The sequence below is a fragment of the Serratia sp. AKBS12 genome (genome assembly GCF_024793895.1).
In the GTDB taxonomy this organism is placed as follows: Bacteria; Pseudomonadota; Gammaproteobacteria; order Enterobacterales; family Enterobacteriaceae; genus Serratia_F.
Genome location: NZ_JANUSB010000015.1, coordinates 352,497 through 377,962 on the forward strand (window position 1 = coordinate 352,497; position 25,466 = coordinate 377,962).

Sequence of the window (25,466 nt, forward strand, 5' to 3'; positions counted from 1 at the left end):
AGGCCTTGGGCGCTGCCGGCGGGTGGGGTTATGCCGGCTCAGCCAGTTTGTAGGCACGCTCGGTAGCCGGACGATTGCTGATACGCTCAAACCAGTTGCGTACCGCCGGATAATCAGCCAGATCGATGCGCTGGCGCGGGTGGGAAACCACCCAGGGATAAGTGGCGATGTCGGCGATGCTGTAGTTGTCGCCGCCAAGGTAAGGGTGTTGTTGCAGTTCGGCGTCGAGCACGCCATACAGGCGTCGGGTTTCCAGGTGGTAGCGTTCGATAGCGTACGGCACCGGCTGCGGTGCATAGTGATTGAAGTGGTGGTTTTGCCCAAGCATCGGCCCGAAACCGGCGACTTGCCAAAACAGCCACTGCAACGTGGCGGCGCGCTCGCGTAGCCCTTTGCTCAGCAGCTTGCCGGTTTTTTCCGCCAGATACAGCAGGATCTCGCCGGATTCAAACAGCGAGATGGGCGCACCGCCGTCAACCGGCTGCCGATCAACGATGGCCGGAATTTTATTATTGGGCGAGATGGCGAGGAACTCCGGCTTGAACTGCTCGCCGGCACTGATGTTTACGCGATGGATACGGTAGGGTAAGCCGACCTCCTCCAGAAACAGAGTGATTTTGTGACCATTGGGAGTAGGCGCGTAATACAGGTCAATCATATTGCCTCCTGCGGTAAAGTGATCTGTAAATCATTACACGTTGTGGCGGTCTGCGCCGCACAAGGTTATTACGATCCAGCTAAAGGGACACCAACAATAGCAGCTAAGAATAGCAGGCAATGTGGGATTCGTCCGATGCTATCAAGGTAAAATATGATGCGCGTCAGTACCCTCGGCCAGGGATCGGGCTGGCGGCTTGTGGCGTGGCGATTGTGCGATAGAATAACCGTAATGTTGTTAAGGGAGAAAAGCGATGAAGCTGATGTTTGCCGCGGATCTGCACGGTTCGCTATCGGCCACCGAGCAACTGGTGCAACGTTTTGCGCAGTCGGGCGCCGATTGGCTGATTCTGTTGGGCGATTTGCTGAATCACGGGCCGCGCAACGCCTTGCCGGATAACTATCAACCGGCGCAGGTTGCCGAACAATTGAATCGCCTTGCCGACAGGATCATCGCCGTTCGCGGCAATTGCGACAGCGAAGTGGATCAGATGCTGCTCTCATTTCCGATCGATGCACCATGGCAACAGGCGATCTGGCAAAAAAGACGATTGTTTTTGACCCACGGTCACCTTTATCATCCCTCGGCACCGCCGCCGTTATCGGCCGGTGACGTTTTGGCCTATGGCCACACGCATCTGCCGCAGGCGCAACGGCAAGGCGATATCTACTGCTTTAATCCGGGTTCGGTCAGCATGCCCAAGGGGGGCTACCCGGCAAGTTACGGGCTGCTGCAAGACGGCATTTTGCGAGTAATCGCGTTGCAAGGCGGTAAGACTATTGCAGAGGTGGCATTAACACACTAATTTGTACCCACAATAAGAATCATTGAACAAAACTCATTGATCAACCAGCGCGCGACGACCCTCGCGCCAAAATAGAAGGTTTTAGAGGATGGCGGAACAGGATCAGGCTACAGTTACCGAGTGGGTTGATATCGTCAACGAGCAAAACGAAGTGATTGCTCAATCCAGTCGTCAACAGATGCGTGCAGAACGGCTGCGTCATCGTGCGACCTATATTGTGGTGCATGACGGGATGGGAAAAATCCTGGTTCAGCGTCGTACCGATACCAAGGATTTTTATCCGGGCTGGCTGGACGCTACCGCCGGTGGCGTGGTGCAGAGCGGTGAAAACGTGCTGGATTCGGCGCGACGCGAAGCGGAAGAAGAGCTTGGCATCGCTGGCGTACCCTTTGCTGAGCATGGCCTGTTCTACTTCGAAGAGGAACAGTGTCGCGTATGGGGCGCGTTGTTCAGCTGCGTATCGCACGGCCCGTTTGCCTTGCAGGAAGAAGAGGTGGTGGAAGTGAACTGGCTGACGCCAGAGGAAATCACCGCCCGCTGCGATGAGTTCACCCCTGATTCGCTGAAAGCGCTGTCGCTGTGGCTGACGCGCAATAATGAGCAGGACTATGGCAAGCCGTTGGCAAGGGAAGGCAAGCCAGAAGGCGATGCAGACAACGCCTGATGCGGCGCGCTGCGATTGCCGCTAGCGCCGGTCAATAGACATCATGCCGTTCGGTTAACGCCGAGCGGCATTTTTTTATCGGCGCGTTGCCTGGCATTAATCTGAAAATAAAGGTTGCGAGGGGGGGCAATACGGTTGAAGCGCTTGCCAGTCCAGCTTTTCTACTACGCTAGTACAGGATCTTTCTTTGGGGTCGGACAATGCAATGGAGAAACTGCTGTGAATAAAAAAAATGCCTATTCGCTATTAACCTGCCTGGTGGCCATTTTGGGGATTCAGCCGGCAAACTCAGCAACGCAAAGTAATACAGAAAAGCAAGGGGGGTTAGCTTTATCATTAGGCTATCTCGGTGGTGAAGCAAAAGAATATGTTTATAACGGCGACAATAAATTAAGCGAACTCACCTGGAAAACCAGTAACGCGGCGATTATTAAAGCCAATGCCAGTTACCCGATCTTGACCTGGCTGGATATTAATTTTAGCGGCTGGTCAACCTTGGCCAGCGGCAGTGGCTCACAGTCCGATCAGGACTGGCGCGATCCGGATCCCGATCCGGAAAATGATTCGTTGAATTCAATATCACACTCTTCGACCACTCTCAATCACGCCAATATGTTTGACGTTGGTTTAACCGGCTGGCTATATCAGAATGAATGGGCCCGGTTGGGAGTGCTGGCCGGGTATAAGGAGTCCAGATTTAGCTGGACTGCCTCTGGTGGCTATTTCGAGGATTTTGACGATCCAACGAATAACGAGAAGTTTAATGGCAGCGTGATAGGTTATAAGCAGACTTATAAAACTCCTTATATTGGTGCGATAGCGCATTTTTATCTCGATAAGTTCGCTTTTAAAACCGAGTTTAAATATAGCAGCTGGGTAAAAGCGGAAGGATACGACAATCATTATCTACGCCCGGGCTTTATCACCACGGATAAGGCCAGCTCGGCTGAAATGTATTCGGTCAGCCAGGAGGTGGCGTATAATATTTCGCCTTCGTTCCAGGTGGTTGCCGAAGCCGCGTGGAATAAATACAAGAACCACAGGACAAACACGTCCGGCACGACTGAACGGGATAAGAATGGCGCTCAGGAAAGTTTTTATACGCCCGGTGGCGGCGGGCTATCTTCCTATGACTATACCCTGTCAGCGGGGGTTCGCTATACCTTCTGACCAAATCAGCCGGCAGTATTGATGCCAAGGCCTCGTCGACGCGCTTCAACGGTGAGGTGCGTCGTCTGCGTTATTGCCTGTCTGAGCCGCCGGCGGCTGCCATGGTTAACAGCTGCCGCGGCGGCACAGGGTAGACGGCAGTGAACCTTCCGGCTGCCATGGCTGGTTGTTCAAGCGCGCCAGCAGCGCCTTGCCGGCCTGAATGCCGATTTCCTTATGTGGCACCGTCATGGTGGTCAACGGCGGCTGGCAGACCTGGCTGACGTCGCCGTTGCCGAAACCGACCACCGCCAACTGCTCGGGCACCTTGATGCGCCGGCGTTGGCACTCATACAGTGCACCGCAGGCCAGCTCATCCGATGCGCACACCAGCGCGTCCAGCTCTGGCCAGGCCAGCAGAAACTCCGGTAACTGTTGGGCGCCGGTGGTAAAACTTGCCGTCTGTGCGGCGTTAATCACCCGGTGTGGCGACATGTGATTGCGCAGCAACGCCTTGTGCCAGCCTTGCAGGTGTTGTTGAAAAATCCACTGCTCCTGGTTGGCACACAGCAGGCCGATGTTCTGGTAGCCGCTGGCAATCACCGTTTGCGTCAGTTGATACATCGCCGCCACATAGTCTATGCCGATGTTCATATCGATAGGATCGGCGCGCATCGCACCAATTTCCACCACCGGGATCTTGGCGGCCAGCAGCGCCTGGCGGGTATTTTGCGAATGTTCGACGCTGAGCAGTACCGCCGCCGCCAGATTATAAGACAGCAGCGTCTCCAGCAGTTGCTCTTCCCGCTCCAGGTGATGCTGAGATTCGGCCAGCATGATCTGGTAGCCTGCCGGCTGTAGCACCCGTTGCAGCCCGGCAAACATATCGGCGCAGCCGGATTCGGAAAAGCTCGGCACTACCATGGCAATGGTATAGGACGAGGCCGAAGCCAGGGAGCTGGCGGCCAGGTTGGGCAAATAGCCCAGCTCGCTGACCGCCGCTTCGATTTTCTCTCTTAGCTTGTCTGAAACCTGTTCCGGGGTGCGCAATGCGCGTGAAACCGTCATGGTACCCACGCCCGCCAACTGCGCCACGTCGGCCAGCGTGACCCTTCCGGTGCTGCGTCGTTTCTTACCGATCGACATTGTTAATCCTGACTGAAATGCGCGTCGTGCGCATAAAGTGAAGAGGCAGTGCGAAACCGCATTGGCGGCTTCAACGATCCCAGTATGCAATACATTCTAACCCGTTACCGTTAGTGGCGAGAATAAATCTGTAGCGCATGCCGGACAGCGGCAATCTTTTTGATAGCGCTATCACAGTTCTGAATGATCGCATTTTGGTAGCGCTATCTTTGTGAAGGATCTCACAGTGAGAGTGCGGGGCGTTGATTAAAGTTTATGCCGTTGCCGCAGTGGTTTGCCTCGGCAAAAGATCGTTCGTAATCAGGCCAAGGGGGAAACGTGCTTAAAGACTGGCTAACAGCCGACCATATTCAACTTTGCCAACGACTGGATGACTGGCAGCAGGCGGTAACGCTGAGCGCCCAGCCGTTGTTGCAGCGTGGCATTATCACCGCCGATTATCTGACGGCGATTTTCAGCCAGTACCAGGCGCTTGGCCCGTATTTCGTGTTAGCGCCCGGTATCGCCATGCCGCATGCCAGACCGGAAGAGGGGGCGCAGGCTTTGGGGTTGTCGCTGCTAAAAGTGCATCAGGGCGTGCATTTTCATTCCGCAGACAACGATCCGGTATTTATTGTGGTGATGCTGTCAGCGCCGGACGGCAATAGCCATATAGAATTAATCTCGCAATTGGCGGAATTATTTTCAGACAGTCAGGCAATGAATGAATTATTCAATGCCACCAACCGTCAACAGATAGAGGATGTTATTGCCCGATTTTAACCACTGACGTTGTTTAAGCTCAACCCATCACGCCAGCTGCAATACTGGCGACCTAACCTTACGCATAAAATTTGACAGGTGACAATAATGAAAATTATGGCGATTTGCGGTTCCGGCCTTGGCAGCAGTTTTATGGTAGAAATGAATATTAAAAAAGTGCTGAAGAAAATGGTGATAGAGGCTGAGGTGGAACATTCAGATCTTTCTTCTGCCACACCAGGCGCCGCGGATATCTTTGTCATGGCGAAGGATATCGCCGATAGCGCCAGCGTGCCGGCAGATCGGCTGGTGGTGATTAGCAATATTATCGATATCAATGAACTGGAAACAAAACTGCGCGCTTATTTCGAAGCGCATTCCATTATCTAAGCAAAACTATTGGCGAGGTGGATATGTTTATCCAGGAAACGCTTAAATTTGTGGTCGATATATTAAAAGTGCCATCGGTATTGGTGGGTTTAATCGCATTGATTGGTCTGTTGGCGCAAAAGAAATCTTTTTCCGATGTGGTAAAAGGTACGGTTAAAACCATTCTCGGGTTTATCGTGCTCGGCGGCGGGGCGACGGTGCTGGTCAGTTCGCTTAATCCATTGGGAGGAATATTTGAACATGCCTTTAATATTCAGGGGATAATACCCAATAACGAAGCAATCGTGTCTATCGCGCTGGAAAAATACGGCGCCTCCACTGCGCTGATCATGGCGTTCGGCATGGTGGCTAATATTATCGTGGCACGCTTCACGCGCTTGAAATATATCTTCCTCACCGGCCACCATACGTTTTATATGGCCTGCATGATCGGCATTATTCTGTCTGTTGCCGGTTTTGACGGGGTGCCACTGGTATTTACCGGCGCGCTGACGCTAGGCCTGGTGATGGCGTTTTTCCCGGCTATCGCCCAGCGTTATATGCGGCGCATTACCGGTAACGATGATATTGCCTTTGGTCATTTCGGCACGCTGGGCTATGTGCTTTCCGGCTGGATTGGCACGCATGTCGGTAAAAACTCGCGTTCCACCGAGGAAATGAATCTGCCGAAGAATCTCAGTTTCCTGCGCGATAGCTCGATTTCCATTTCGATGACCATGATTATCATCTATCTGATCATGGCGATCAGCGCAGGCCAGGCGTATGTGGAAGGCGAGCTCAGCGGCGGTCAGAACTACCTGGTGTATTCAATTATTCAAGCGATTACCTTTGCTGCCGGGGTGTTCATCATTCTGCAAGGGGTGAGGCTGATTCTGGCGGAAATCGTGCCGGCGTTTACCGGCTTTTCGGAAAAACTGGTGCCGAACGCACGACCGGCACTGGACTGTCCGGTGGTGTATCCGTACGCCCCCAACGCGGTGCTGATTGGTTTCCTGTTCAGTTTTCTTGGCGGGCTGGTAGGCCTGTTCCTGCTTGGTCAGATGAAGCTGGTGCTGATCCTGCCGGGCGTGGTGCCACACTTCTTCACCGGTGCCACCGCCGGGGTGTTCGGCAATGCTACCGGCGGGCGACGCGGTGCCATGCTCGGCGCATTCGCCAATGGCCTGCTTATCACCTTCCTGCCAATGATGCTGCTGCCGGTGCTGGGCGCGCTGGGCTTTGCCAATACCACCTTCTCGGATGCCGACTTCGGCGTGCTGGGCATTGTGCTGGGCAATATGGCGCGCTTCCTCAATAAAGAAATGATTATGGTGGTGGTGATTGCCATCTTTGCGCTGCTGGTCGCGCATAACTTCCTGGGTAAACGCAAAGGTAGCGCTGCTGCCGGTAACCACGTTGATAAATAAGCGAGGACCATGTAATGACAACTTCAGATAGCGGAGAAATACGCCGGCTGGCGCATAACATACGTCTGGAAACGCTGAAGGCGTTAACCGGGCTGGGTTTTGGCCATTATGGTGGTTGCATGTCAGTGGTGGAAACGCTGGCGGTGCTGTATGGCGATGTGATGCGTATCGACCCGGCCGATCCGGACTGGCCGGAACGTGATTACTTCGTGCTGTCGAAGGGCCACGCCGGCCCGGCGCTATACAGCACGCTGGCGATCAAGGGCTATTTCCCGCTGGCGGAGCTGGCCACGCTCAATCAGAACGGTACCCGATTGCCCAGTCACCCGGACAGGTTGCGTACCCGCGGAGTCGACGCCACCACCGGTTCGCTCGGGCAGGGCGTTTCGATTGCCGCCGGTATGGCGCTGTCGCACAAGCTGGCCGGGCGACGCAATCGGGTGTTCAGCATTTTGGGTGATGGTGAACTGAACGAAGGCCAATGCTGGGAGGCATTCCAGTTTATCGCTCACCATAATCTCAACAACCTGACGCTGTTTATCGATTACAACAAACAGCAGTTGGACGGCTTGCTGGACGAGGTGATCAGGCCGTTCGATCTGGCCGGAAAATTCCGCGCCTTCGGCTTCGAGGTGGTAACCGTCAAAGGCGATGACATCGACGCCATTTGCGCTGCGGTAGCTCCGGTGCGCAGCGGGGAGCAAAGGCCACTGGTGGTGATCCTTGACAGTATCAAAGGGCAGGGCGTGGCCTATCTTGAGCAGTTGGCGAATTCTCACCATCTGCGTTTGACGCCGGACGTTCAGCGGGAAATCGAACAGGTCATCGCCGATATGGAGGCTACTGATGATTAACCTGACAACACAGTTGGAAAAAGACGACGTAGAAATGCGCAAGGTCTACGCCGGTATGGTACGCCGTCAGATCGAGGCCGAACGGCCGATTATCGCGCTGGAAGCGGATCTGATGAGTTCGATGGCGATGGACTCGGTGCATAAGGATTATCCGCAGCATGTGATCAACTGCGGCATCATGGAGGCCAATGTGATTGGCGTTTCAGCCGGGCTGTCGCTGACCGGGCGTATTCCGTTCGTACATACCTTCACCGCCTTTGCCAGCCGGCGCTGTTTTGATCAGCTCTTTATGTCACTGGACTATCAGCGCAACAACGTCAAGGTCATCGCGTCGGATGCCGGGGTGACCGCTTGTCATAACGGTGGTACCCATATGTCGTTCGAAGATATGGGGATTGTGCGCGGTCTGGCGCATTCGGTGGTGCTGGAGGTGACCGACGCGGCAATGTTTGCCGATATCTTGCAGCAACTGATGGATTTGCAGGGGTTCTACTGGGTGCGCACCATCCGCAAACAGGCGACCAAGATCTATCAGCAGGGGACGCGCTTTACCATTGGCAAGGCCAATTTGCTGCGTGACGGGGCTGACATTACGCTGATCGCCAACGGCATCATGGTGGCGGAAGCGTTGAAGGCGGCGCAGATGCTGGAGCGGGAAGGAATTGATGCAGCGGTCATCGACATGTTTACTCTCAAGCCGATAGACCGCGATATTATTAAAACCTATGCTGCGAAAACCGGGCGTATCGTCACCTGCGAAAATCACAGCATTCATAACGGCCTGGGATCGGCGGTGGCGGAGGTGCTGGTAGAGGCGTGCCCGGTGCCGATGCGCCGCGTCGGGGTGAAGCAACGTTATGGCCAGGTGGGAACGCAGGAGTTTCTGCAACAGGAGTATGGCCTGACGGCGGAGCATATTCTGGAAGCGGCAAAAACGCTGCTTTAGATCAACCTCACCTGCACAGGGGGGCTAAATTCCCCCCTGTGCCTTACTCTCATGATAATCTCAGACCGCACAGTGCCCGGTTTCGGCCTGCGCCTCAAGCAACTGCTCTCGTAATATCTGCATGGCTTGTACATAGCTCATGTTATTGCGAAACAGGCCCGCGGTACCCAATACAAACATGTCAGCCTCCATTGCCAGCGTCTTGACGATCTCCGGTGAAACAGCGCCGTCGATGGCAATTTTTGCTTTACTGCTATGCTCAGCCAGCATTTTACGCAACCGGCGTGTTTTGCCGATGGCATTGGCGATAAAGGGCTGCCCGGCAAAGCCGGGATTTACGGACATCACCAGCACCACATCGACCACGTCCAGTACTTCTGTCAGGCAACCGAGTGGCGTACCCGGATTGATGGCAACGCCGGCTTGAACGCCGCGTTGGCGGATATGGGTCAGGGTACGGTGCAGGTGGGTTGGCGCTTCGGCATGCACGTAAATGATTCTGCATCCCAAATCGGCAAATTTGTCGATGTAGGCATCCGGATTGCTCACCATTAAATGTGCGTCGTAGGGAATGGTCGCCAGCTTGGCAACGGCTTTGATATCCTCGGGGCCCAGCGCCAGGTTCGGGACAAAATGACCGTCCATGATATCGATGTGAAACATTGCTGCCCCGGCAGATTCCAATTCGGTGAGCTCTTGCGCCAAGCGAGAAAAATCCACACACATCAATGAAGGGCAAAATTGCGTATTCATGGTCTCGTCTCCAAAGCTGCAATCATTTCTACCCGAGCTTGATGACGGTCGCCTTCAAACCGGGCATTCAGCCATTCAGTCACGATCATTTTCGCCAGCTCGGTGCCGACCACGCGTGAGCCAAATGCCAGCACGTTGGTATTATTATGTTGGCGGGAAAGCCTGGCCGAATAGGGTTCGCTGCATACCACGGCGCGTATACCGTTGACCTTGTTGGCGGCAATAGAGACACCAATACCCGAACCGCAGATGAGGATACCCAGATCGGCTTGGTGCGAAACTACGGCGTCGGCAACGGCTTTTGCATAGCAGGGATAGTCGGTACGCTGTTGCGTATAGGCGCCTTTATCGATGATGACGATCCCCATTGCGGTCAGGTGTTCGATAATGGTGGGTTTTAAAATGATCCCTACATGGTCACAACCAACGGCAATCTTCATTTATTATCCTCGGCGATCGCTACTCCTCGGCGGGCAGCGACAGATTCACGATTAATCATGCTTTATGGCCAATACCACGTCACACCGCGTTGTGCAGACAGTCATCCAGATTGGATTTAATCAAGGTGACATGCGGGCCATAAATCACCTGTATTCCAGTGCCCCTGCGGATGACTCCGCGTGCGCCAGAACTTTTCAGCATCTCGTCATCTACCAAATTCTCGTTTATGACAGTGATACGCAGACGAGTGGCGCAGCAATCGACATGGCTGATATTGCTGCTGCCTCCGAGCCCCGCGACAATCAGATTGGATACCTGATCGCCTTTCTGCGCTTGGGCCTTGGCGGCATTAACGTCCTGACGGGTATACAGTTTGGTTTCCTGCCCTTCATCTTCACGCCCCGGGGTTTTAAAGTTGAAGCGGAGGATCAGGAAGCGGAAGCTGAAGTAATAAACGGGAAACAGCGGAATGCCGATCAGGATGGCATTTATCCAATGGGTTTTAGGGTTGCCCTGCAACACGCCAAACAGAATGAAGTCAATCAGGCTGCCAGAGAAGGTTTGCCCCACGCCGACATCAAACAGATGGCAAAGCATGAAAGAAAGCCCGGCTAAAACACAGTGCAGTACGTACAGCACCGGCGCGGCGAACAGGAATGAAAACTCGATAGGTTCGGTGATCCCGGTCAGTACGGCTGTCAGGGTGGCGGATAGCAACAAGCCAAGAACCAGTTTACGTTGTTCGGGCCTGGCACAGTGGTAGATTGCCAGCGCGGCTCCCGGGATGCCGAACAGGTAGAAAGGAAACTTGCCGGCCATGAAGCGGGTGGCTTCCACCGAAAATTGCTGAGTATTCGGGCTGGCCAGCTCGGCAAAGAAGATATTTTGCGCACCGGAGACCGAGATACCATCGATGATCTCGCTTCCGCCCAGCGCGGTTTGCCAGAAGGGGATATAGAACACATGATGCAAACCAAAGGGAATGAGCGCGCGTTCGATAAACCCGTAGATAAAGGTGCCGGCGTACCCTGTCCGATTAACCAGTGCCCCGAGGTGCATGATCCCCTCTTGCAGACTTGGCCAGATATAGAACATCAGAATACCGATAAACATATAGCTCAACGCGGTAATGATAGGCACAAAGCGAGTACCGCCGAAGAACGAAAAGGTGGTGGGTAGCTCAATCCTGTAAAAGCGGTTGTGTAATGCAGCAACGCCAAGGCCAACCAGGACCCCGCCGAATACCCCCATTTGTAATGAATTGATCCCGACGCTCATCCCCAATGAACCCTCAGGTAACGCATCAGGAGCCAACAGTCCGTTAAGTTCTAACATCGCACTGATAGTGGCATGCATGGCGAAAAAACCAACGGCACCGGCGATGGCCGCGACCTGTTTCTCTTTGTTGGCCATACCCATGGCCACGCCGACAGCGAACAGGATGGGTAAATTGGAAAACACCACGCTGCCGGCACTTTTCATTACTGTTAGCAATGCGTGAAGTATTGTGCCGTCACCCAGCAAGGGCTGCAGGCCGTAAGAATCGATGGTGGTCGCATTGGTGAAGGATGCGCCAATGCCCAATAACAACCCGGCAACCGGAAGCAGGGCGATGGGCAACATAAAAGCGTGCCCAATACGCTGAAGAATACTGAAGAATGATGATTTCATAGCGTTTCCTCAATCAAAAAGGGTATTGCACAGTGGTTTTTTACCGGCTTATGCATGGGTTTTTTTGGGCACCGGGTTTTTCTTTTACTTCACGATATTTAGTATCTCAGTGAAGTTGCGCTGCGTGCAACATCTTGCAAAGGATCGACTTCACAAAATTATAATTATTTGTGAATTTAATCTGTTGTGCATTGATAGGCGATGGGGGTTATTGAGCGTGGTTTTGATTGCATTTGTACGTCTTGGTCAGCGATATGAGTGAAAGTGAGTTTCACACTATTCTTGATTATCGTGAAATAATCGTCTGTGCGAGTGGGGGGCATTTTATGTGTGGCGAACGGCTATGATAAACTGCTGGTAGATATCGGCAAAAACTGCGGCGGGGATGAATGGCAAACCAGCGGGAAGTCTTACCGGATAGTGAAAATGCATTGGCGATTGGGGCAAAAATCAAGATGTCCCTTTCTTCACTTAATCCTACGGAGCGAAGCATCGTAGAGTGGCTGATTATTAAAGGGAACATTACAAAAGACACCGGGCTACGTGAAGTCGCCGGCTGTCTTGATGTCTCCGAGCCGTTGATTGTCAAAGTTGCCAAGAAGATTGGTTATTCGGGATTTCGTGAGTTGCGCAGTGCCTTGGTGAGTTATTTTGATTTTCTTCCATACGAGAAAGAAGAAGAGATCACGGCGGACGATAATCTGGATACCGTTCTTGATAAGGTTTTTAGCAACAGCATTCAGGTGTTGAAAGAGGCGCAGTCTGTGGCTGATACCCAAGTGATTGCTCAGGCCGCAGCGCTCATTTATCAGGCTCGTCGGGTAGTGATTCTAGGGGTTGGAGGCTCGGCGTCGGTGTGCCAGGATTTTGAACACAAGCTGCTGCGCATCGGTATACTCAGCCACACTTATAGCGACTTTCATCTCATGTTAATGGTCGCCAGCCAACTGGATGAGCAGGATGTGGTGATGGTGATTTCACAGTCTGGCGATACGCGAGAACTGCTGAATGCGGCAGAAATTGCCAAAACACGGCGTGCCAAGGTGATTTGCATTACTAATGATTATGTTTCGCCCTTGTCGCAGTGTGCTGACTTATCAATTTTCAGCCCGGCAATGAGTGGGCCGCTGTTGGGGCAAAATGCGGTAGCGCGCATCGTTCAGCTTAACCTGCTGGACACATTATTTATCGCTATCTTGCTGCAGGATTATCAGAACAATAAGCAGCGTCTTGAACGAGGCATGCAGATCGTCGGACCGCTGCATGGCAAGGCTAATCGTTAAGCTGTTTTTTCTCTGGAATGTCAACTACGGCGTGGTGACGTCACCAGCAGCGAGTCTGCTGAGACGTGCAACCCTGGTTAATCAGAACAACGCAGATTGTCATAAAAAAACGGCCCGATAATTAAATCGGGCCGTTTTATTTTCGCCAATGGGATGCTCAGAGCCAATCGGCCTATGGCATCACAGCGGCTTATGCGTTGACCGTTGCGTCAGCCTGGGAGGACTGGATAGCCGTCAATGCCACTGTGTAGACGATATCGTCAACCAGGGCACCGCGCGACAGGTCGTTCACCGGCTTGCGCATACCTTGCAGCATTGGCCCGATGGACACCAGATCGGCAGAACGCTGTACCGCTTTGTAAGTGGTGTTGCCGGTGTTCAGATCCGGGAAGATAAACACCGTCGCCTGGCCTGCTACCGGTGAGTTCGGCGCCTTCGACTTGGCAACGTCGGCCATGATGGCGGCGTCGTACTGCAACGGGCCGTCGATGATCAGATCGGGGCGTTTTTCCTGCGCCAGGCGGGTTGCTTCACGTACTTTTTCTACGTCGCTGCCGGCACCGGAGGTACCGGTGGAGTAGGAAATCATCGCCACACGCGGTTCGATACCGAATGCCGCTGCGGAATCCGCCGACTGGATGGCGATTTCAGACAGTTGTTCGGCGGTAGGATCCGGGTTGATCGCGCAGTCGCCGTAAACCAGAACCTGATCGGGTAGCAGCATGAAGAACACCGAAGATACCAGCGAGCTGCCCGGTGCGGTTTTGATCAACTGCAACGGTGGGCGGATGGTATTGGCGGTGGTATGTACCGCACCGGATACCAGGCCGTCGACTTCGCCTTTTTCCAGCATCAGGGTACCGAGCACCACGTTGTCTTCCAGTTGCTCGCGTGCCACCACTTCGGTCATGCCCTTGCTTTTGCGCAGCTCAACCAGGCGTGGCACGTAGTTTTCACGTACCTTGACCGGATCGATAATCTCGATGCCTTTGCCCAGCTCAACGCCCTGGGCTGCCGCAACGCGCTGGATTTCGTCCGGGTTGCCCAGCAGCACACATTCGGCAATGCCGCGCTCGGCGCAGATGGCTGCGGCCTTCACGGTACGTGGTTCGTCGCCTTCCGGTAGCACGATGCGTTTACCGGCCTTGCGCGCCAGTTCGGTCAGCTCATAGCGGAACGCCGGAGGAGACAGGCGACGCGAGCGTTCAGAGGTGGCGGTCAGGGACTCGATCCAGTCGGCATTGATATGGCTGGCTACGTAGTTCTGCACTTTTTCGATGCGCTGATGGTCGTCAGACGGCACTTCGAGGTTAAAGCTTTGCAGGCTCAGCGAGGTTTGCCAGGTGTTGGTTTCCACCATGAACACCGGCAGGCCGGTGCCGAAGGCACGGTCGCACAGTTTTCTGATGGGGGCGTCGATCTCGTAGCCGCCGGTCAGCAGAATGGCGCCGATTTCCACGCCGTTCATCGCTGCCAGGCAGGCCGACACCAGCACGTCAGGACGGTCTGCGGAGGTTACCAGCAGTGAACCCGGACGGAAGTGTTCCAGCATGTGCGGAATGCTGCGTGCGCAGAAGGTTACCGACTTGACGCGGCGCGTCATGATGTCGCCTTCGTTGATCACCCGGGCTTTCAGGTGGCGAGCCATATCGATGGCGCGCGTGGCGATCAGATCGAAGCTCCATGGCACACAGCCCAGTACCGGCAGCGGGCTGTTGGCGAACAGCTGTGCCGGATCGACGTTGGCAACGCTGGCCTTGGTGGAGTCGTCAAAGATTTCGGACAGGTCGGGGCGCGTGCGGCCCTGTTCATCAACCGGGGCGTTCAGCTTGTTGATGATCACGCCGGTGATATTTTTGTTCTTGCTGCCGCCGAAGCTGCTGCGCGCCAGTTCGATACGCTCTTTCAACTGGGCCGGGGAATCATTGCCCAGCGCCAGTACGAAGACGATTTCGGCGTTCAGGGTTTTGGCGATTTCATAGTTCAGCGCGTTGGCAAACTGATGCTTGCGGGTCGGCACCAGGCCTTCGATCAGCACCACTTCTGCATCTTTGGTGTTTTCGTGGTAGCGGGCCACGATCTCTTCCATCAGCACGTCCTGCTGGTTGGAGCTCAGCAGCCCCTCGACGTAGCTCATGCGCAGCGGTTCGGCTGCGGGGATGGTGGAGTTGCTGCGTATGATGGTGGTGGTCTGGTCGAGGGTATCGCCGCCGGTACGCGGCTGGGCGATAGGCTTGAATACGCTCAGGCGGACGCCTTTTTGCTCCATTGAGCGAATGACACCCAGGCTGACGCTGGTCAGACCGACGCTGGTGCCCGTTGGGATCAACATGATTGTACGTGACACAGAATAGTCCTCTTCACGATTGATGTGAGGCTAAAACGACACCGCCAGCCGGAGCTGACGGTGTGCAGAGCATTACGCGGTCAGACGGGCTGCGTCTTGCGCGATGACCAACTCTTCGTTGGTCGGGATAACCAGCGCCAGGCGGCTGCCGTCTTTGGTGATGGTACCTGACTTGCCGAAGCGGGCTGCCAGGTTACGCTCATGGTCGACTTCAAAGCCCAGCAGGCCCAGTTTGCCCAGGGTCATTTCGCGCACCATGCCGGCGTTTTCGCCGATGCCGCCGGTGAAGATCACCGCGTCCAGGCGGCCGTCCATCAATGCGCTATAGGCACCGATATACTTGGCCAGGCGGTGGCAGAAAACGTCCATGGCACGTTTGGCATCGGCCTTGGTGCTGTAGTTGTCTTCGACATAACGGCAGTCGCTGGTGACTTCGGTCAGACCCAGCAGGCCGGATTCCTTGGTCAGCATCTTGTTGATTTGATCGACGCTCATGCCCAGCGCATCGTGCAGGTGGAAGATGATCGCAGGGTCGATATCGCCGCTGCGGGTACCCATCACCAGGCCTTCCAGCGGGGTCAGACCCATGGAGGTGTCGACGCATTTGCCGTTGCGCACTGCGGTCACGGAACCGCCGTTGCCCAGGTGACAGGTAATAACGTTGAGTTCTTCCACCGGCTTGTCCAGCATTTTTGCTGCTTCTTGAGTGACATAGAAGTGGCTGGTGCCATGTGCGCCGTAACGACGCACGCCGTGGTCGCGATACAGGTTGTACGGCAGGGCGTACAGATAGGATTCTTCCGGCATGGTCTGATGAAATGCCGTGTCGAAGACCGCAACGTTCTTGTCCGCCAGGTTCGGGAAGGATTTCAGTGCTTCGGCGATACCGATCAGGTGCGCCGGGTTATGCAGTGGTGCAAAAGGCACCGAATCTTTGATACCCTGAAGCACTTCATCGTTGATCAGCGCGGATGCGGTGAACTTCTCGCCGCCGTGTACGATACGGTGGCCAATGGCGGTCAACTGTGCGGAAAGTTCCGGCTTCTGTGCCAGAATGGTATTAACGATAAAGTTCAGCGCTTCGCTGTGGGCTGCACCGGCACCGAGTGCCGCTTCTTGTTTGCCGCCGTCCATTTTCCACTTGATGCGGGCTTCAGGCAGGTGGAAGCATTCGGCCAAACCGGAAAGGTGTTCTTCACCGTTGGCAGCATCAATGATGGCGAATTTCAGGGAAGAACTGCCGCAGTTAAGAACCAGTACTAGCTTACTCGACATGGAAGTACCTACTTAATAAGTTCGTGTTGTTAAAGGAAGACCAAACACGTGGTGAATTAATCGTCAATCAGACAACAAGCGTAGCGCATAATGCCGTTGACATTTATGATTAACATCATGTGAGAGACATAAATTACATGATGATGAAAAAACCGATGTTTTCTCTCGGCTTAAATAATCTTGATTTTTATAGGGCTAAAAGTTGACAGTTTTACCATCATCTTCTAGCGGCCAAAAGGCCGGCTTAGGATACCGATAGCCCGTAGCAAACACAAAATAAATTTAAAGCTTCAACTTTTTTAGTAGTGTGTTTGTTTGAAATTCCATTTTCTGTGACGTTGAGGTACGCGATGACGAGCAAACCGTCCGGTTCCGTAAGTTGGTTTCAGGTATTCCAACGCGGGCAACATTATATGAAAACCTGGCCGGCAGATAAGCGCCTGGCCCCGGTGTTTCCGGAGAATCGCGTTGCGCGCGCCACCCGTTTTGCCATCCGTTTTATGCCGCCGCTGGCGATCTTCACCCTGACCTGGCAAATCGCGCTGGGCGGGCAACTTGGGCCGGCTATCGCCACCGCGTTGTTCGCCTGTAGTCTGCCAATGCAGGGGTTGTGGTGGTTGGGTCGTCGTTCGGTGACGCCGTTACCGCCGACGCTGCTGTCATGGTTCCACGAGGTCCGCAACAAGCTGGCGGAAGCCGGGCAGGCGCTGGCACCGGTTGAAGGTACGCCTACCTATCAGTCGCTGGCGGATTTGCTCAAGCGCGCCTTTAAGCAGCTTGATAAAACCTTTCTTGACGATCTGTAAAGCCGGACGGGCCGTTTTATCACGACCCGTTACGCGTTTCGGCCAATAACCCCGGTTTAAATCAAAGAACGGTCGAGTTGTGATTTCCAGCGATTTTGCGCTGTGCGATGCTCACGCCATCATACAGAAACGAGGAAATCCTGATGGAAATGACCAACGCCCAACGTTTGATCCTGTCAAACCAATACAAGATGATGACCATGCTCGATCCGGACAACGCCGAGCGCTATCGTCGTTTGCAAACCATTATCGAGCGTGGCTTCGGTCTGCAACTGCGCGAACTGGACCGTGATTTTGGTGAAATGAGCGAAGAGGTCTGCCGCACCATCATCAACATCATGGAAATGCATCACGCATTGCAGGTGTCGTGGGAAAACCTGAAAGAGAAGCAGGGGCTCGATCTGCGCCGTATGGCGTTTCTTGGCTTCGACGCTGCCACCGAAGCACGTTACCTGAGTTACGTGCGTTTCCTGGTCAGCACCGAAGGACGTTATACTCATTTCGACTCCGGTAGCCACGGCTTCAATGCCCAAACCAAAATGTGGGATAAGTACCAGCGTATGCTGGCGGTCTGGCTGTCTTGCCCACGGCAGTATCACTTGAGCGCCGTTGAGATTGCGCAAATTATTAACGCTTGATTAAAAAGAGGTTTCCTGTGGAGTGTAAAGGTTTTCTGTTCGACCTGGATGGTACGTTAGTCGATTCATTGCCGGCAGTGGAGCGCGCCTGGACCCAGTGGGCCACGCGGCGTGGGGTGAACCCACAGGACGTACTGGCTTTTATTCACGGTAAACAGGCGATTACTTCTTTACGTCATTTCATGCCTGGCGCAAGCGAAGCGGAAATCCAGCACGAACATGACGTTCTGGAGCAGGTGGAAGCACAGGATACCGAAGGCGTGCGGGCACTGCCGGGCGCGGTGGCGCTGTTGGCGCGCTTGAACCAGTTGGCTATGCCATGGGCCATCGTGACGTCCGGTTCGATTCCGGTCGCCACCGCCCGCCGCGCCGCAGCAGGCTTGCCGCAGCCGGAAGTGTTTATTACCGCCGAGCAGGTCGAACACGGCAAGCCGCAACCAGACGCGTATTTGCTGGGGGCCGAACGCCTCGGCCTGGCGCCGCAACACTGCGCGGTGATTGAAGATGCCGCCGCCGGCATCCTGTCCGGGCTGGCTGCGGGCTGTCAGGTGATCGCCGTCAACGCACCGGCAGATGCGCCGCAGCTCGATCGGGTAAGCCTGCGCCTGACGTCGCTGGAACAGATTGCGGTGAGCAGGACAGAGCAGGGCGCGTGCATTAAAACGATCGACTAATCGCCGTTTTCTGCCGGCAAATTGATTCGACCCCGCATGTGCGGGGTTTTTTTATGCTAATTTTTAACTCCCTGAATCCCTGACCAAAGAGGCCGTCTTGAGCAGCGAATTACTGTGGGTGCTATGCCTGTTGCTGATTGCCATCGTCCTGTTCACTACCAATAAATTGCGTATGGATGTAGTGGCGCTGCTGGTGATCATCGCCTTTGTGCTGAGCGGCACCTTGAGCCTGCAGGAGGCGACGGTCGGTTTTAGCGATCCAAACGTGATTCTAATCGCTGCGCTGTTTGTCATTGGCGAAGGGCTGGTGCGAACCGGCGTGGCCTATCAGGTCGGTGACTGGCTGGTCAAGGTGGCCGGCAGCAGCGAAACCAGAATGCTGGTGTTGCTGATGGTTACCGTCGCCGGGCTGGGAGCCTTTATGAGTTCGACCGGCGTGGTAGCGATTTTTATTCCGGTGGTGCTGAGCGTGGCGGCGCGTATGAAAACCGCCCCGGGGCGGTTGATGATGCCGCTGAGTTTTGCCGGGTTGATCAGCGGCATGATGACCCTGGTGGCGACGCCGCCGAACATGGTCGTCAACAGCGAGCTGGTGCGGGAAGGCATTCAGGGTTTCGGCTTTTTTGGCGTTACGCCGATCGGCATTATCGTCCTGGCGTTGGGCGTTGGCTATATGCTGGTGGCGCGCCGCTGGCTTGGCGATCCTGGCGTCGGTAGCAGCAAGGACACCTGGCAGCGGCGTACCTTGCGCGATTTGATTCGTGATTACAGATTGACCGGTCGCGCACGGCGCCTGGCGATCCGCAGCGGTTCGCCGTTGATTGGCCGCGCGCTGGACGAGCTGCATTTGCGTGCGCGTTACGGCGCCAATGTGGTGGGTATCGAACGTTGGAAGCGTTTTCGGCGAGTGATGGTCAGCGCCTCGGGTAGCACCGAGCTTCGTGCGCGTGATGTACTGTTGATCGACATGTCCGACAGTGATGTGGATCTGCGTGAGTTTTGCAGCGAGCAACAGCTGGAGCCAATGGTGCTGCGCGGCGATTACTTTTCTGAACAATCGCGCAACGTCGGTATGGCGGAAGTCTCGCTGATCCCCGACTCCGCGCTGCTGGGCCAAAGCCTGCGCGACGCGGCGTTTCGCAGCCGTTATGACCTCAACGTGGTGGGCATTCGGCGCAACGGTGAAACCCTGTCGGGTAAATTGGTGGATGAACCGTTGGCGCTGGGCGACATTCTGCTGGTAATCGGCGACTGGAAGGCGATTCGCCAGCTCCAGGCCAAAGCCCGTGATTTTATCGTCTTCAACCTGCCGGCCGAGGTCGATGAAGTGGCTCCGGCGGTCACACAGGCGCCGCACGCGCTATTTTGCCTGGCATTGATGGTGGCGATGATGCTGACCGATGAAGTTCCCAACCCGATTGCGGCGTTGATCGCCTGTCTGCTGATGGGCAAGTTCCGCTGTATCGACATGGAAAGCGCTTATAAATCCATCCACTGGCCGAGCATTATTTTGATTGTTGGCATGATGCCTTTTGCGCAGGCGCTACAAAAGACCGGCGGGGTGGATCTGGTCGTGCGTGGGTTGATGGATGTTGCCGGCGGCATGGGGCCACGGGTGATGCTGGTCTGTCTGTTCGTGTTGTGTGCCAGTATTGGCCTGTTTATTTCCAATACCGCCACCGCCGTGTTGATGGCACCGATCGCCATTGCCGCTGCGCGCGAGATGGGTGTGTCTCCCTATCCCTTCGCGATGATTATCGCCATTGCCGCATCGGCAGCCTTTATGACGCCGGTTTCTTCGCCGGTCAACACGCTGGTGCTGGGGCCGGGGAATTACCGATTCGGCGATTTTGTCCGCATGGGGGTGCCGTTCACCCTATTGGTGATGCTGGTCAGCGTGGTGGTGGTGCCCTGGCTGTATGCGTTCTGAACCTGCCAGGGGCGTTTGGTTAAAGCGTTGAATCCAGGCTGATTTCGTCCAGCGACAGGCTGAAGCTCGGGATGAACACCGCCATAAAGTATTCCATTTCCGGGCTGTTGCGCAGCCGCAACGTCTTTTCCAGGCGGGCTTTTGCCAGTTTGAATTCGTTGTTGCCGGCGGACAGCTCCTCCAGACATTTGAGATAGGCGCACAGGGCGTCCGCCTGCTTCACGACCAGCTTCTCATCCTCGGTATAATAATGTTCGTCGAGGATCGAGCGAAAATCGTTACGCAGTTCTTCCGGGATCATCTCCAGCAGTTTTTGCTGGGCTATCTTTTCTATTTTCTTGTATTCATGGGCGATCTGCGGGTTGTAATACTTGATCGGCGTCGGCATGTCGCCGGTGATCACTTCGCTGGCGTCATGATACATTGCCAGCAGCGCCACGCGATCGGCGCTGAGATTGCCGTTGAACTTGCGGTTTTTAATCACCGCCAGGGCATGGGCGACAAACGCGACCTGCAAACTGTGTTCGGATACGTTTTCGGTACGCACATTGCGCATCAGTGGCCAGCGGTTGATCAATTTCAGACGGGACAGGTGGGCAAAAAAGTGGCTCTGGCTCATGGTGCTCTCTCTACAGCGGCAAGTGAGGGTTCCATTGTGAGCAGTGATGGCGGGTTATGCAACCCGGGCAGTGTGCTGGTGGGGGAGAAGGGCGCAGCATGCTGCGCCCATCATGACTACTGACGATAACCTTCCAGGAAACGCCCCAGTTTACCGACCGCCATCTCCAGTTCATCAACCCGCGGCAGGGTAACGATACGCACATGATCCGGGTATGGCCAGTTGAAGGCGCTGCCTTGTACCAGCAGCACCTTTTCCTGCAGCAACAGATCCAGCACCAGTTTCTGGTCGTCGTGAATATTAAAGCGCTTGGCATCGATACGTGGGAACATATACAGCGCACCCTGGGGTTTCACGCAGCTTACACCCGGGATGTCGTTGAGTAATTCCCAGGTGCGGTTGCGCTGTTCGTACAAACGGCCGCCTGGCAGAATAAACTCGTTGATGCTCTGATAGCCGCCCAGCGCAGTTTGGATGGCATGCTGCATCGGCACGTTGGCACACAAACGCATCGAGGCCAGCATTTCCAACCCTTCGATATAGCCTTTGGCGTGCTGTTTTGGCCCATTAAGCACCATCCAGCCCTGTCGGAAGCCGGCGACGCGGTAGGTTTTGGACAGACCGTTGAAGGTCACCGTCAGCAGATCCGGCGCCAGCGCAGCGATACTGATATGTTCGGCTGCGTCGTACAGGATTTTGTCATAGATTTCATCGGCGAAGATGATCAGATTATGCTGGCGGGCGATCTCGACGATTTGCAGCAGCAGCTCTTTGCTATATACCGCGCCGGTCGGGTTGTTCGGGTTGATGATCACGATGCCACGGGTGCGTGGGGTGATTTTACTGCGAATATCGTCAAGATCGGGGAACCAGCCGGACTCTTCATCGCAAAGGTAATGTACCGCCTTGCCGCTGGACAGCGACACCGCAGCGGTCCACAGCGGATAATCCGGTGCCGGCACCAGCATCTCGTCGCCGCTGTTGAGCAGCGCCTGCATCGACTGCACGATCAGTTCGGAAACGCCATTGCCAATGTAGATATCCTCAACGGTAACGTCACGCATGCCCTGCGCCTGATAGTGCTGCATGATCGCTTTACGCGCCGAGAAGAGCCCTTTGGAATCGCTATAGCCCTGCGCGGTTGGCAGGTTGCGGATCACGTCGACCAGAATTTCGTCAGGAGCCTCGAAACCGAAAGGCGCCGGGTTGCCGATGTTCAATTTGAGGACTTTGTTGCCTTCTTCTTCAAGACGTTTGGCTTCTTTGAGCACCGGGCCGCGAATGTCGTAACAGACGTTGTCCAGTTTGCTGGATTTCTCAATGGGGGACATAAAAAGTTGAGCCTTTTGCTGGGATAGGGCGCTCCTACCGTGGAACACCGCAACCTGCTCAATGTACTCCTGGTGCCAGCGCTTTTGAAGGGTTGACGACGCCTTTGGTGTAAATGATCGGCCAAAAGGCGATTTTTGACGACGATAAAACTAGATAAAACAATTTGTTGGTATAAAGTTTTATTAAACTATTAATTATCGGTATTTTAAACTGGTTCGCCGTCGGGTGGCGTAAAGTTTTTTTGCCCATTGACCGGGGAACCTGGCGCCCGCACTACCCGCTGCCAGCGTGCCTGGTACAAAAAACAGTAGACAGGAATACCGGAGTAGTCTGATAGCGTGGCGATGCATTCGACACCAAACTGCAGGTGAAACCTTAATTACATTAGAATTATTTTACTTAATACGATTAATGCATTTTTACCGTTTGGCGGGCCGTTTCGCCAAGTGTTTTTATTACCGATTGAATTTATTAAAGTCTTTAATTGCGAACCGCTTGTTACATTATGTGGCGGTAATATTTTCATCAGCATTCGCCGTGTTTTTGCTCGCAAAAGGGTAATTAAGCAGCACGTTTAGTGTGGTAATTCCGGTGGATCAACGAGTAAAATTGCCGATCCTGTCAGTATTAAATACTTTGGGGGTGCTCTAACGCTTTGTTAGATAAGCGTCAGCGATAGATCACCGCTTAAAAAGCGATAGAGGTAACGAAATATAAGTAATTTTTTTGCCCTCCACTTATGAGTGGGGTACTGTCATAACAGGCATCGTCCCTTTTAAACGACGCCTTAGAAATACACCAGGGTAGTTTCAAATATAGAATTTAAAAAGTGAAGAAAAACACTATGACTAATGCAAATCGTCCGATACTTAATCTCGACCTCGATCTGCTGAGAACCTTTGTAGCTGTCGCCGATCTGAATACCTTTGCCGCAGCGGCAGTCGCCGTTTGTCGCACGCAGTCAGCGGTCAGTCAGCAGATGCAACGGTTAGAGCAATTGGTTGGTAAAGAGTTGTTCGCCCGTCATGGGCGTAACAAGTTATTGACCGAACACGGTATCCAGCTTCTCGGCTACGCCAGGAAAATCCTGCGCTTCAACGATGAAGCCTGTACCTCACTGATGTACAACAACATCAAGGGCGTTCTGACTATCGGTGCTTCTGACGATACCGCCGATACCATCCTGCCTTTCCTTCTTAATCGTGTCACTTCGGTCTATCCAAAGCTGGCGATTGACGTACGGGTAAAACGCAGCCCGTTCATGATCGACATGCTGAAGAACGGCGAAGTCGATTTGGCGATTACCACCGTTGATACCGCAGGGCATCCGCATATCGTGCTGCGTACCTCACCGACGTTGTGGTATTGCGCTGCCGATTATCACTATCAGCAAGGCGAGCCGATTCCACTGGTGGTGCTGGACGAGCCAAGCCCGTTCCGTTCGATGGCGATCAAGCATCTGGACGAGGCCGGCATTGCATGGCGCATTGCCTACGTGGCCTCAACGCTGTCAGCGGTGCGTGCGGCCTGCAAGGCCGGTTTGGGAATTACCGCACGGCCGATTGAAATGATGAGCCCGGACCTGCGGGTGCTTGGCGCAACGGATGGATTGCCGGCGCTGCCGGATACCCAGTATGCGCTGTGCAAGGATATGCAGTGTGAAAACGAACTGGCGATGGCGATTTTCAGCGCGGTGCAAAACGGCAACCAAAGCTACAGTTTTGCCGGACCTGCCTCGTCGGCACACGATGACACCGTGTCGGTAGATGAAGATGAATAACGGCTGAACAGCGCCAATATCACGCGTTAAACCTCTGCTTCGGCGGAGGTTTTTTTTTGGACGGTAAAACGAAAAGTAATGTTTATCTCCATTTGGAAAGCAATTCCTTTCAAAGTGGCTATTTGATTCGCTTTTCTCACGGTTAAACCGGGCTGTTCCGCCATAAAAACCTGATTTGTTTATTTTTTAACCCATAATCTGAAGGTATAATTGCCTGGAGTTTGTAAGGTTATTTTGTTATTTTTTCGCGGCCGTTTTTTTGCGCCACAATTGAGCGATTTTGTGAAAGAGCCACACTTTTGTTGAGGATTTCTGTCGAAAACGTGTCCTGGATCAAAAAAATACCCCTAGGTAGTGAGTGGAACAACAGGTATTTCCTGCGAGAATGGTATAGTAAAACTGAAATGTGCACCTTGGTTTATATCTATCTGATTCTACATGGCAAAAGACTGACACGATTTAGCCTAAGCCCGGCGCATCAAATGTTAATCAAATGATACGTATGTAAACTAATGTGTAGATACTTTTGTCAAAGTTGACAAAAGGTTATAGAAAGGAGTAAAAAGCCCACAGTAAAAACGTTGCCTAACTTACTGTAAAAGCAGTCTGTTTTGTGTGGTTATTTATCCTTCCCTTAAATCGATGTGGTGCTACATCTGCCGTCACAAGAGCAGAGCAATCGACGCCACTTTTGATGAGTAAGCATAGAGTATGTCAACAACCACTGAAGTTATCGCTCATCACTGGGCGCTCGCCGTATTTCTTGTCATGGCCATCGGGCTGTGTGGCTTAATGCTGCTCGGTGCGTTCTTCCTGGGTGGGAGAGCCCGGGCGCGCGCCAAAAACACCCCGTTTGAATCCGGTATCGACTCGGTCGGTACGGCGCGTATGCGTCTTTCCGCCAAGTTCTATCTGGTGGCCATGTTCTTTGTCATTTTCGATGTGGAAGCCTTATATCTCTACGCCTGGTCCGTCGCGATTCGTGAAACCGGCTGGGTTGGCTTTATCGAAGCCGCCATTTTCATTTTGGTGCTATTGGCTGGTTTGGTTTATCTGGTGCGTATTGGCGCATTGGATTGGACTCCGTCGCGCTCCCGGCGTCAGAGCAAGCCGAGCAAAATTACTAAAGCCGCCAACAGTCATCCGCAGTAATTCATT

The 25,466-nt window shown here is 54.0% G+C and carries 24 protein-coding genes; 15 read left to right on the plus strand and 9 right to left on the minus strand.

Going from position 1 to position 25,466, the window contains the following annotated elements; translation table 11 throughout:
• Positions 1–28 precede the first annotated feature (28 nt).
• On the minus strand, positions 29–658 hold the full coding sequence (gene yfcG / locus NYE85_RS11580) for a GSH-dependent disulfide bond oxidoreductase (RefSeq protein ID WP_259004898.1): 630 nt from the start codon (positions 656–658) through the stop codon (positions 29–31).
• A gap of 253 nt (positions 659–911) precedes the next feature.
• On the opposite strand from yfcG, the gene yfcE reads away from it, so the two are divergent.
• The 3 genes from yfcE to NYE85_RS11595 all read left to right on the plus strand — a co-directional run bounded on the left by yfcE (position 912) and on the right by NYE85_RS11595 (position 3,297).
• Positions 912–1,463, plus strand: coding sequence for a phosphodiesterase (gene yfcE, locus NYE85_RS11585; RefSeq protein ID WP_259004899.1), 552 nt, complete (start codon positions 912–914; stop codon positions 1,461–1,463).
• A gap of 88 nt (positions 1,464–1,551) precedes the next feature.
• Complete coding sequence (gene yfcD, locus NYE85_RS11590) at positions 1,552–2,127, plus strand: NUDIX hydrolase YfcD (RefSeq protein WP_259004900.1); 576 nt, start codon at positions 1,552–1,554, stop codon at positions 2,125–2,127.
• A gap of 219 nt (positions 2,128–2,346) precedes the next feature.
• Positions 2,347–3,297 (plus strand): omptin family outer membrane protease, encoded by a 951-nt coding sequence (locus tag NYE85_RS11595; RefSeq protein ID WP_259004901.1) that lies wholly within the window; start codon positions 2,347–2,349, stop codon positions 3,295–3,297.
• Positions 3,298–3,402: 105 nt separating this feature from the next.
• Here NYE85_RS11595 and NYE85_RS11600 read toward each other — a convergent pair whose 3' ends face one another.
• Entirely contained in the window at positions 3,403–4,422 is a 1,020-nt protein-coding gene (locus NYE85_RS11600) for a LacI family DNA-binding transcriptional regulator (RefSeq protein ID WP_259004902.1), read from the minus strand.
• Between the two features lie 318 nt (positions 4,423–4,740).
• Here NYE85_RS11600 and NYE85_RS11605 point away from each other — a divergent pair, with 318 nt between their 5' ends.
• The 5 genes from NYE85_RS11605 (at position 4,741) to NYE85_RS11625 (ending at position 8,759) form a co-directional block, all read left to right on the plus strand.
• Positions 4,741–5,184 (plus strand): PTS sugar transporter subunit IIA, encoded by a 444-nt coding sequence (locus NYE85_RS11605; RefSeq protein ID WP_259004903.1) that lies wholly within the window; start codon positions 4,741–4,743, stop codon positions 5,182–5,184.
• Between the two features lie 87 nt (positions 5,185–5,271).
• Positions 5,272–5,553 (plus strand): PTS sugar transporter subunit IIB, encoded by a 282-nt coding sequence (locus NYE85_RS11610; protein ID WP_259004905.1) that lies wholly within the window; start codon positions 5,272–5,274, stop codon positions 5,551–5,553.
• 23 nt (positions 5,554–5,576) lie between these two features.
• A complete protein-coding gene (locus tag NYE85_RS11615; protein ID WP_259004906.1) occupies positions 5,577–6,959 on the plus strand; it encodes a PTS ascorbate transporter subunit IIC in 1,383 nt (460 codons plus the stop codon).
• A gap of 14 nt (positions 6,960–6,973) precedes the next feature.
• Positions 6,974–7,813: a transketolase gene (locus NYE85_RS11620; protein WP_259004907.1), complete on the plus strand. Its 840-nt coding sequence runs from the start codon at positions 6,974–6,976 to the stop codon at positions 7,811–7,813.
• Positions 7,806–8,759 carry a transketolase family protein gene (locus NYE85_RS11625; protein WP_259004908.1) on the plus strand — a complete coding sequence of 318 codons (954 nt, stop codon included), beginning with the start codon at positions 7,806–7,808 and terminating at the stop codon, positions 8,757–8,759. The genes NYE85_RS11620 and NYE85_RS11625 overlap by 8 nt, the downstream gene beginning before the upstream one ends.
• Before the next feature lie 60 nt (positions 8,760–8,819).
• Here the strand turns inward: NYE85_RS11625 and rpe are convergent, their stop codons facing one another.
• From rpe to NYE85_RS11640, 3 genes are all read right to left on the minus strand, one after another.
• On the minus strand, positions 8,820–9,512 hold the full coding sequence (gene rpe, locus NYE85_RS11630) for a ribulose-phosphate 3-epimerase (RefSeq protein ID WP_259004909.1): 693 nt from the start codon (positions 9,510–9,512) through the stop codon (positions 8,820–8,822).
• Complete coding sequence (gene rpiB, locus NYE85_RS11635) at positions 9,509–9,952, minus strand: ribose 5-phosphate isomerase B (RefSeq protein ID WP_259004910.1); 444 nt, start codon at positions 9,950–9,952, stop codon at positions 9,509–9,511. Before rpiB ends, rpe begins: the two co-directional genes overlap by 4 nt.
• A 79-nt stretch (positions 9,953–10,031) precedes the next feature.
• Positions 10,032–11,624 (minus strand): PTS transporter subunit EIIC, encoded by a 1,593-nt coding sequence (locus NYE85_RS11640; RefSeq protein ID WP_259004912.1) that lies wholly within the window; start codon positions 11,622–11,624, stop codon positions 10,032–10,034.
• Positions 11,625–12,013: 389 nt separating this feature from the next.
• On the opposite strand from NYE85_RS11640, the gene NYE85_RS11645 reads away from it, so the two are divergent.
• Positions 12,014–12,907 (plus strand): SIS domain-containing protein, encoded by an 894-nt coding sequence (locus tag NYE85_RS11645; RefSeq protein WP_259004913.1) that lies wholly within the window; start codon positions 12,014–12,016, stop codon positions 12,905–12,907.
• A 190-nt stretch (positions 12,908–13,097) separates the two neighbouring features.
• On the opposite strand, the gene pta is transcribed toward NYE85_RS11645, so the two are convergent.
• Positions 13,098–15,254, minus strand: coding sequence for a phosphate acetyltransferase (gene pta, locus NYE85_RS11650; RefSeq protein ID WP_259004915.1), 2,157 nt, complete (start codon positions 15,252–15,254; stop codon positions 13,098–13,100).
• A 72-nt stretch (positions 15,255–15,326) separates the two neighbouring features.
• Positions 15,327–16,529 carry an acetate kinase gene (ackA, locus tag NYE85_RS11655; RefSeq protein ID WP_259004916.1) on the minus strand — a complete coding sequence of 401 codons (1,203 nt, stop codon included), beginning with the start codon at positions 16,527–16,529 and terminating at the stop codon, positions 15,327–15,329.
• A gap of 350 nt (positions 16,530–16,879) precedes the next feature.
• Between ackA and yfbV the strand changes: the two genes are divergently transcribed.
• The 4 genes from yfbV (at position 16,880) to NYE85_RS11675 (ending at position 20,577) form a co-directional block, all read left to right on the plus strand.
• A complete protein-coding gene (gene yfbV / locus NYE85_RS11660; RefSeq protein ID WP_259004917.1) occupies positions 16,880–17,335 on the plus strand; it encodes a terminus macrodomain insulation protein YfbV in 456 nt (151 codons plus the stop codon).
• Between the two features lie 143 nt (positions 17,336–17,478).
• Complete coding sequence (locus tag NYE85_RS11665; protein ID WP_259004918.1) at positions 17,479–17,973, plus strand: YfbU family protein; 495 nt, start codon at positions 17,479–17,481, stop codon at positions 17,971–17,973.
• 17 nt (positions 17,974–17,990) lie between these two features.
• Complete coding sequence (locus tag NYE85_RS11670) at positions 17,991–18,647, plus strand: sugar phosphatase (RefSeq protein WP_259004919.1); 657 nt, start codon at positions 17,991–17,993, stop codon at positions 18,645–18,647.
• Between the two features lie 97 nt (positions 18,648–18,744).
• Positions 18,745–20,577: an SLC13 family permease gene (locus NYE85_RS11675; RefSeq protein ID WP_259004921.1), complete on the plus strand. Its 1,833-nt coding sequence runs from the start codon at positions 18,745–18,747 to the stop codon at positions 20,575–20,577.
• Positions 20,578–20,596: 19 nt separating this feature from the next.
• Here NYE85_RS11675 and yfbR read toward each other — a convergent pair whose 3' ends face one another.
• Together yfbR and NYE85_RS11685 are read right to left on the minus strand one after the other, a co-directional pair.
• On the minus strand, positions 20,597–21,196 hold the full coding sequence (gene yfbR / locus NYE85_RS11680) for a 5'-deoxynucleotidase (RefSeq protein WP_259004922.1): 600 nt from the start codon (positions 21,194–21,196) through the stop codon (positions 20,597–20,599).
• 116 nt (positions 21,197–21,312) lie between these two features.
• Positions 21,313–22,527 (minus strand): pyridoxal phosphate-dependent aminotransferase, encoded by a 1,215-nt coding sequence (locus NYE85_RS11685; protein WP_039991881.1) that lies wholly within the window; start codon positions 22,525–22,527, stop codon positions 21,313–21,315.
• Between the two features lie 845 nt (positions 22,528–23,372).
• Between NYE85_RS11685 and lrhA the strand changes: the two genes are divergently transcribed.
• Both lrhA and NYE85_RS11695 read left to right on the plus strand, forming a co-directional pair.
• The gene (lrhA, locus tag NYE85_RS11690; protein ID WP_259004923.1) at positions 23,373–24,308 is read left to right on the plus strand and encodes a transcriptional regulator LrhA; all 936 of its coding nucleotides are present in this window, start codon (positions 23,373–23,375) and stop codon (positions 24,306–24,308) included.
• Positions 24,309–25,019: 711 nt separating this feature from the next.
• Positions 25,020–25,460 carry an NADH-quinone oxidoreductase subunit A gene (locus tag NYE85_RS11695; protein ID WP_259004924.1) on the plus strand — a complete coding sequence of 147 codons (441 nt, stop codon included), beginning with the start codon at positions 25,020–25,022 and terminating at the stop codon, positions 25,458–25,460.
• Positions 25,461–25,466 lie beyond the last annotated feature (6 nt).

What these genes read in the sequence shown, in the direction of transcription:
- ackA (WP_259004916.1), bottom strand. Translation starts at nt 16,529, where the DNA reads ATGTCGAGTAAGCTAGTACTGGTTCTTAACTGCGGCAGTTCTTCCCTG.
- NYE85_RS11640 (WP_259004912.1), bottom strand. Translation starts at nt 11,624, where the DNA reads ATGAAATCATCATTCTTCAGTATTCTTCAGCGTATTGGGCACGCTTTT.
- yfcG (WP_259004898.1), bottom strand. Translation starts at nt 658, where the DNA reads ATGATTGACCTGTATTACGCGCCTACTCCCAATGGTCACAAAATCACT.
- yfbV (WP_259004917.1), top strand. Translation starts at nt 16,880, where the DNA reads ATGACGAGCAAACCGTCCGGTTCCGTAAGTTGGTTTCAGGTATTCCAA.
- lrhA (WP_259004923.1), top strand. Translation starts at nt 23,373, where the DNA reads ATGACTAATGCAAATCGTCCGATACTTAATCTCGACCTCGATCTGCTG.
- NYE85_RS11685 (WP_039991881.1), bottom strand. Translation starts at nt 22,527, where the DNA reads ATGTCCCCCATTGAGAAATCCAGCAAACTGGACAACGTCTGTTACGAC.
- NYE85_RS11610 (WP_259004905.1), top strand. Translation starts at nt 5,272, where the DNA reads ATGAAAATTATGGCGATTTGCGGTTCCGGCCTTGGCAGCAGTTTTATG.
- rpiB (WP_259004910.1), bottom strand. Translation starts at nt 9,952, where the DNA reads ATGAAGATTGCCGTTGGTTGTGACCATGTAGGGATCATTTTAAAACCC.
- NYE85_RS11625 (WP_259004908.1), top strand. Translation starts at nt 7,806, where the DNA reads ATGATTAACCTGACAACACAGTTGGAAAAAGACGACGTAGAAATGCGC.
- yfcD (WP_259004900.1), top strand. Translation starts at nt 1,552, where the DNA reads ATGGCGGAACAGGATCAGGCTACAGTTACCGAGTGGGTTGATATCGTC.
- rpe (WP_259004909.1), bottom strand. Translation starts at nt 9,512, where the DNA reads ATGAATACGCAATTTTGCCCTTCATTGATGTGTGTGGATTTTTCTCGC.
- NYE85_RS11600 (WP_259004902.1), bottom strand. Translation starts at nt 4,422, where the DNA reads ATGTCGATCGGTAAGAAACGACGCAGCACCGGAAGGGTCACGCTGGCC.
- yfcE (WP_259004899.1), top strand. Translation starts at nt 912, where the DNA reads ATGAAGCTGATGTTTGCCGCGGATCTGCACGGTTCGCTATCGGCCACC.
- NYE85_RS11615 (WP_259004906.1), top strand. Translation starts at nt 5,577, where the DNA reads ATGTTTATCCAGGAAACGCTTAAATTTGTGGTCGATATATTAAAAGTG.
- NYE85_RS11620 (WP_259004907.1), top strand. Translation starts at nt 6,974, where the DNA reads ATGACAACTTCAGATAGCGGAGAAATACGCCGGCTGGCGCATAACATA.
- NYE85_RS11695 (WP_259004924.1), top strand. Translation starts at nt 25,020, where the DNA reads ATGTCAACAACCACTGAAGTTATCGCTCATCACTGGGCGCTCGCCGTA.
- NYE85_RS11665 (WP_259004918.1), top strand. Translation starts at nt 17,479, where the DNA reads ATGGAAATGACCAACGCCCAACGTTTGATCCTGTCAAACCAATACAAG.
- yfbR (WP_259004922.1), bottom strand. Translation starts at nt 21,196, where the DNA reads ATGAGCCAGAGCCACTTTTTTGCCCACCTGTCCCGTCTGAAATTGATC.
- NYE85_RS11645 (WP_259004913.1), top strand. Translation starts at nt 12,014, where the DNA reads ATGGCAAACCAGCGGGAAGTCTTACCGGATAGTGAAAATGCATTGGCG.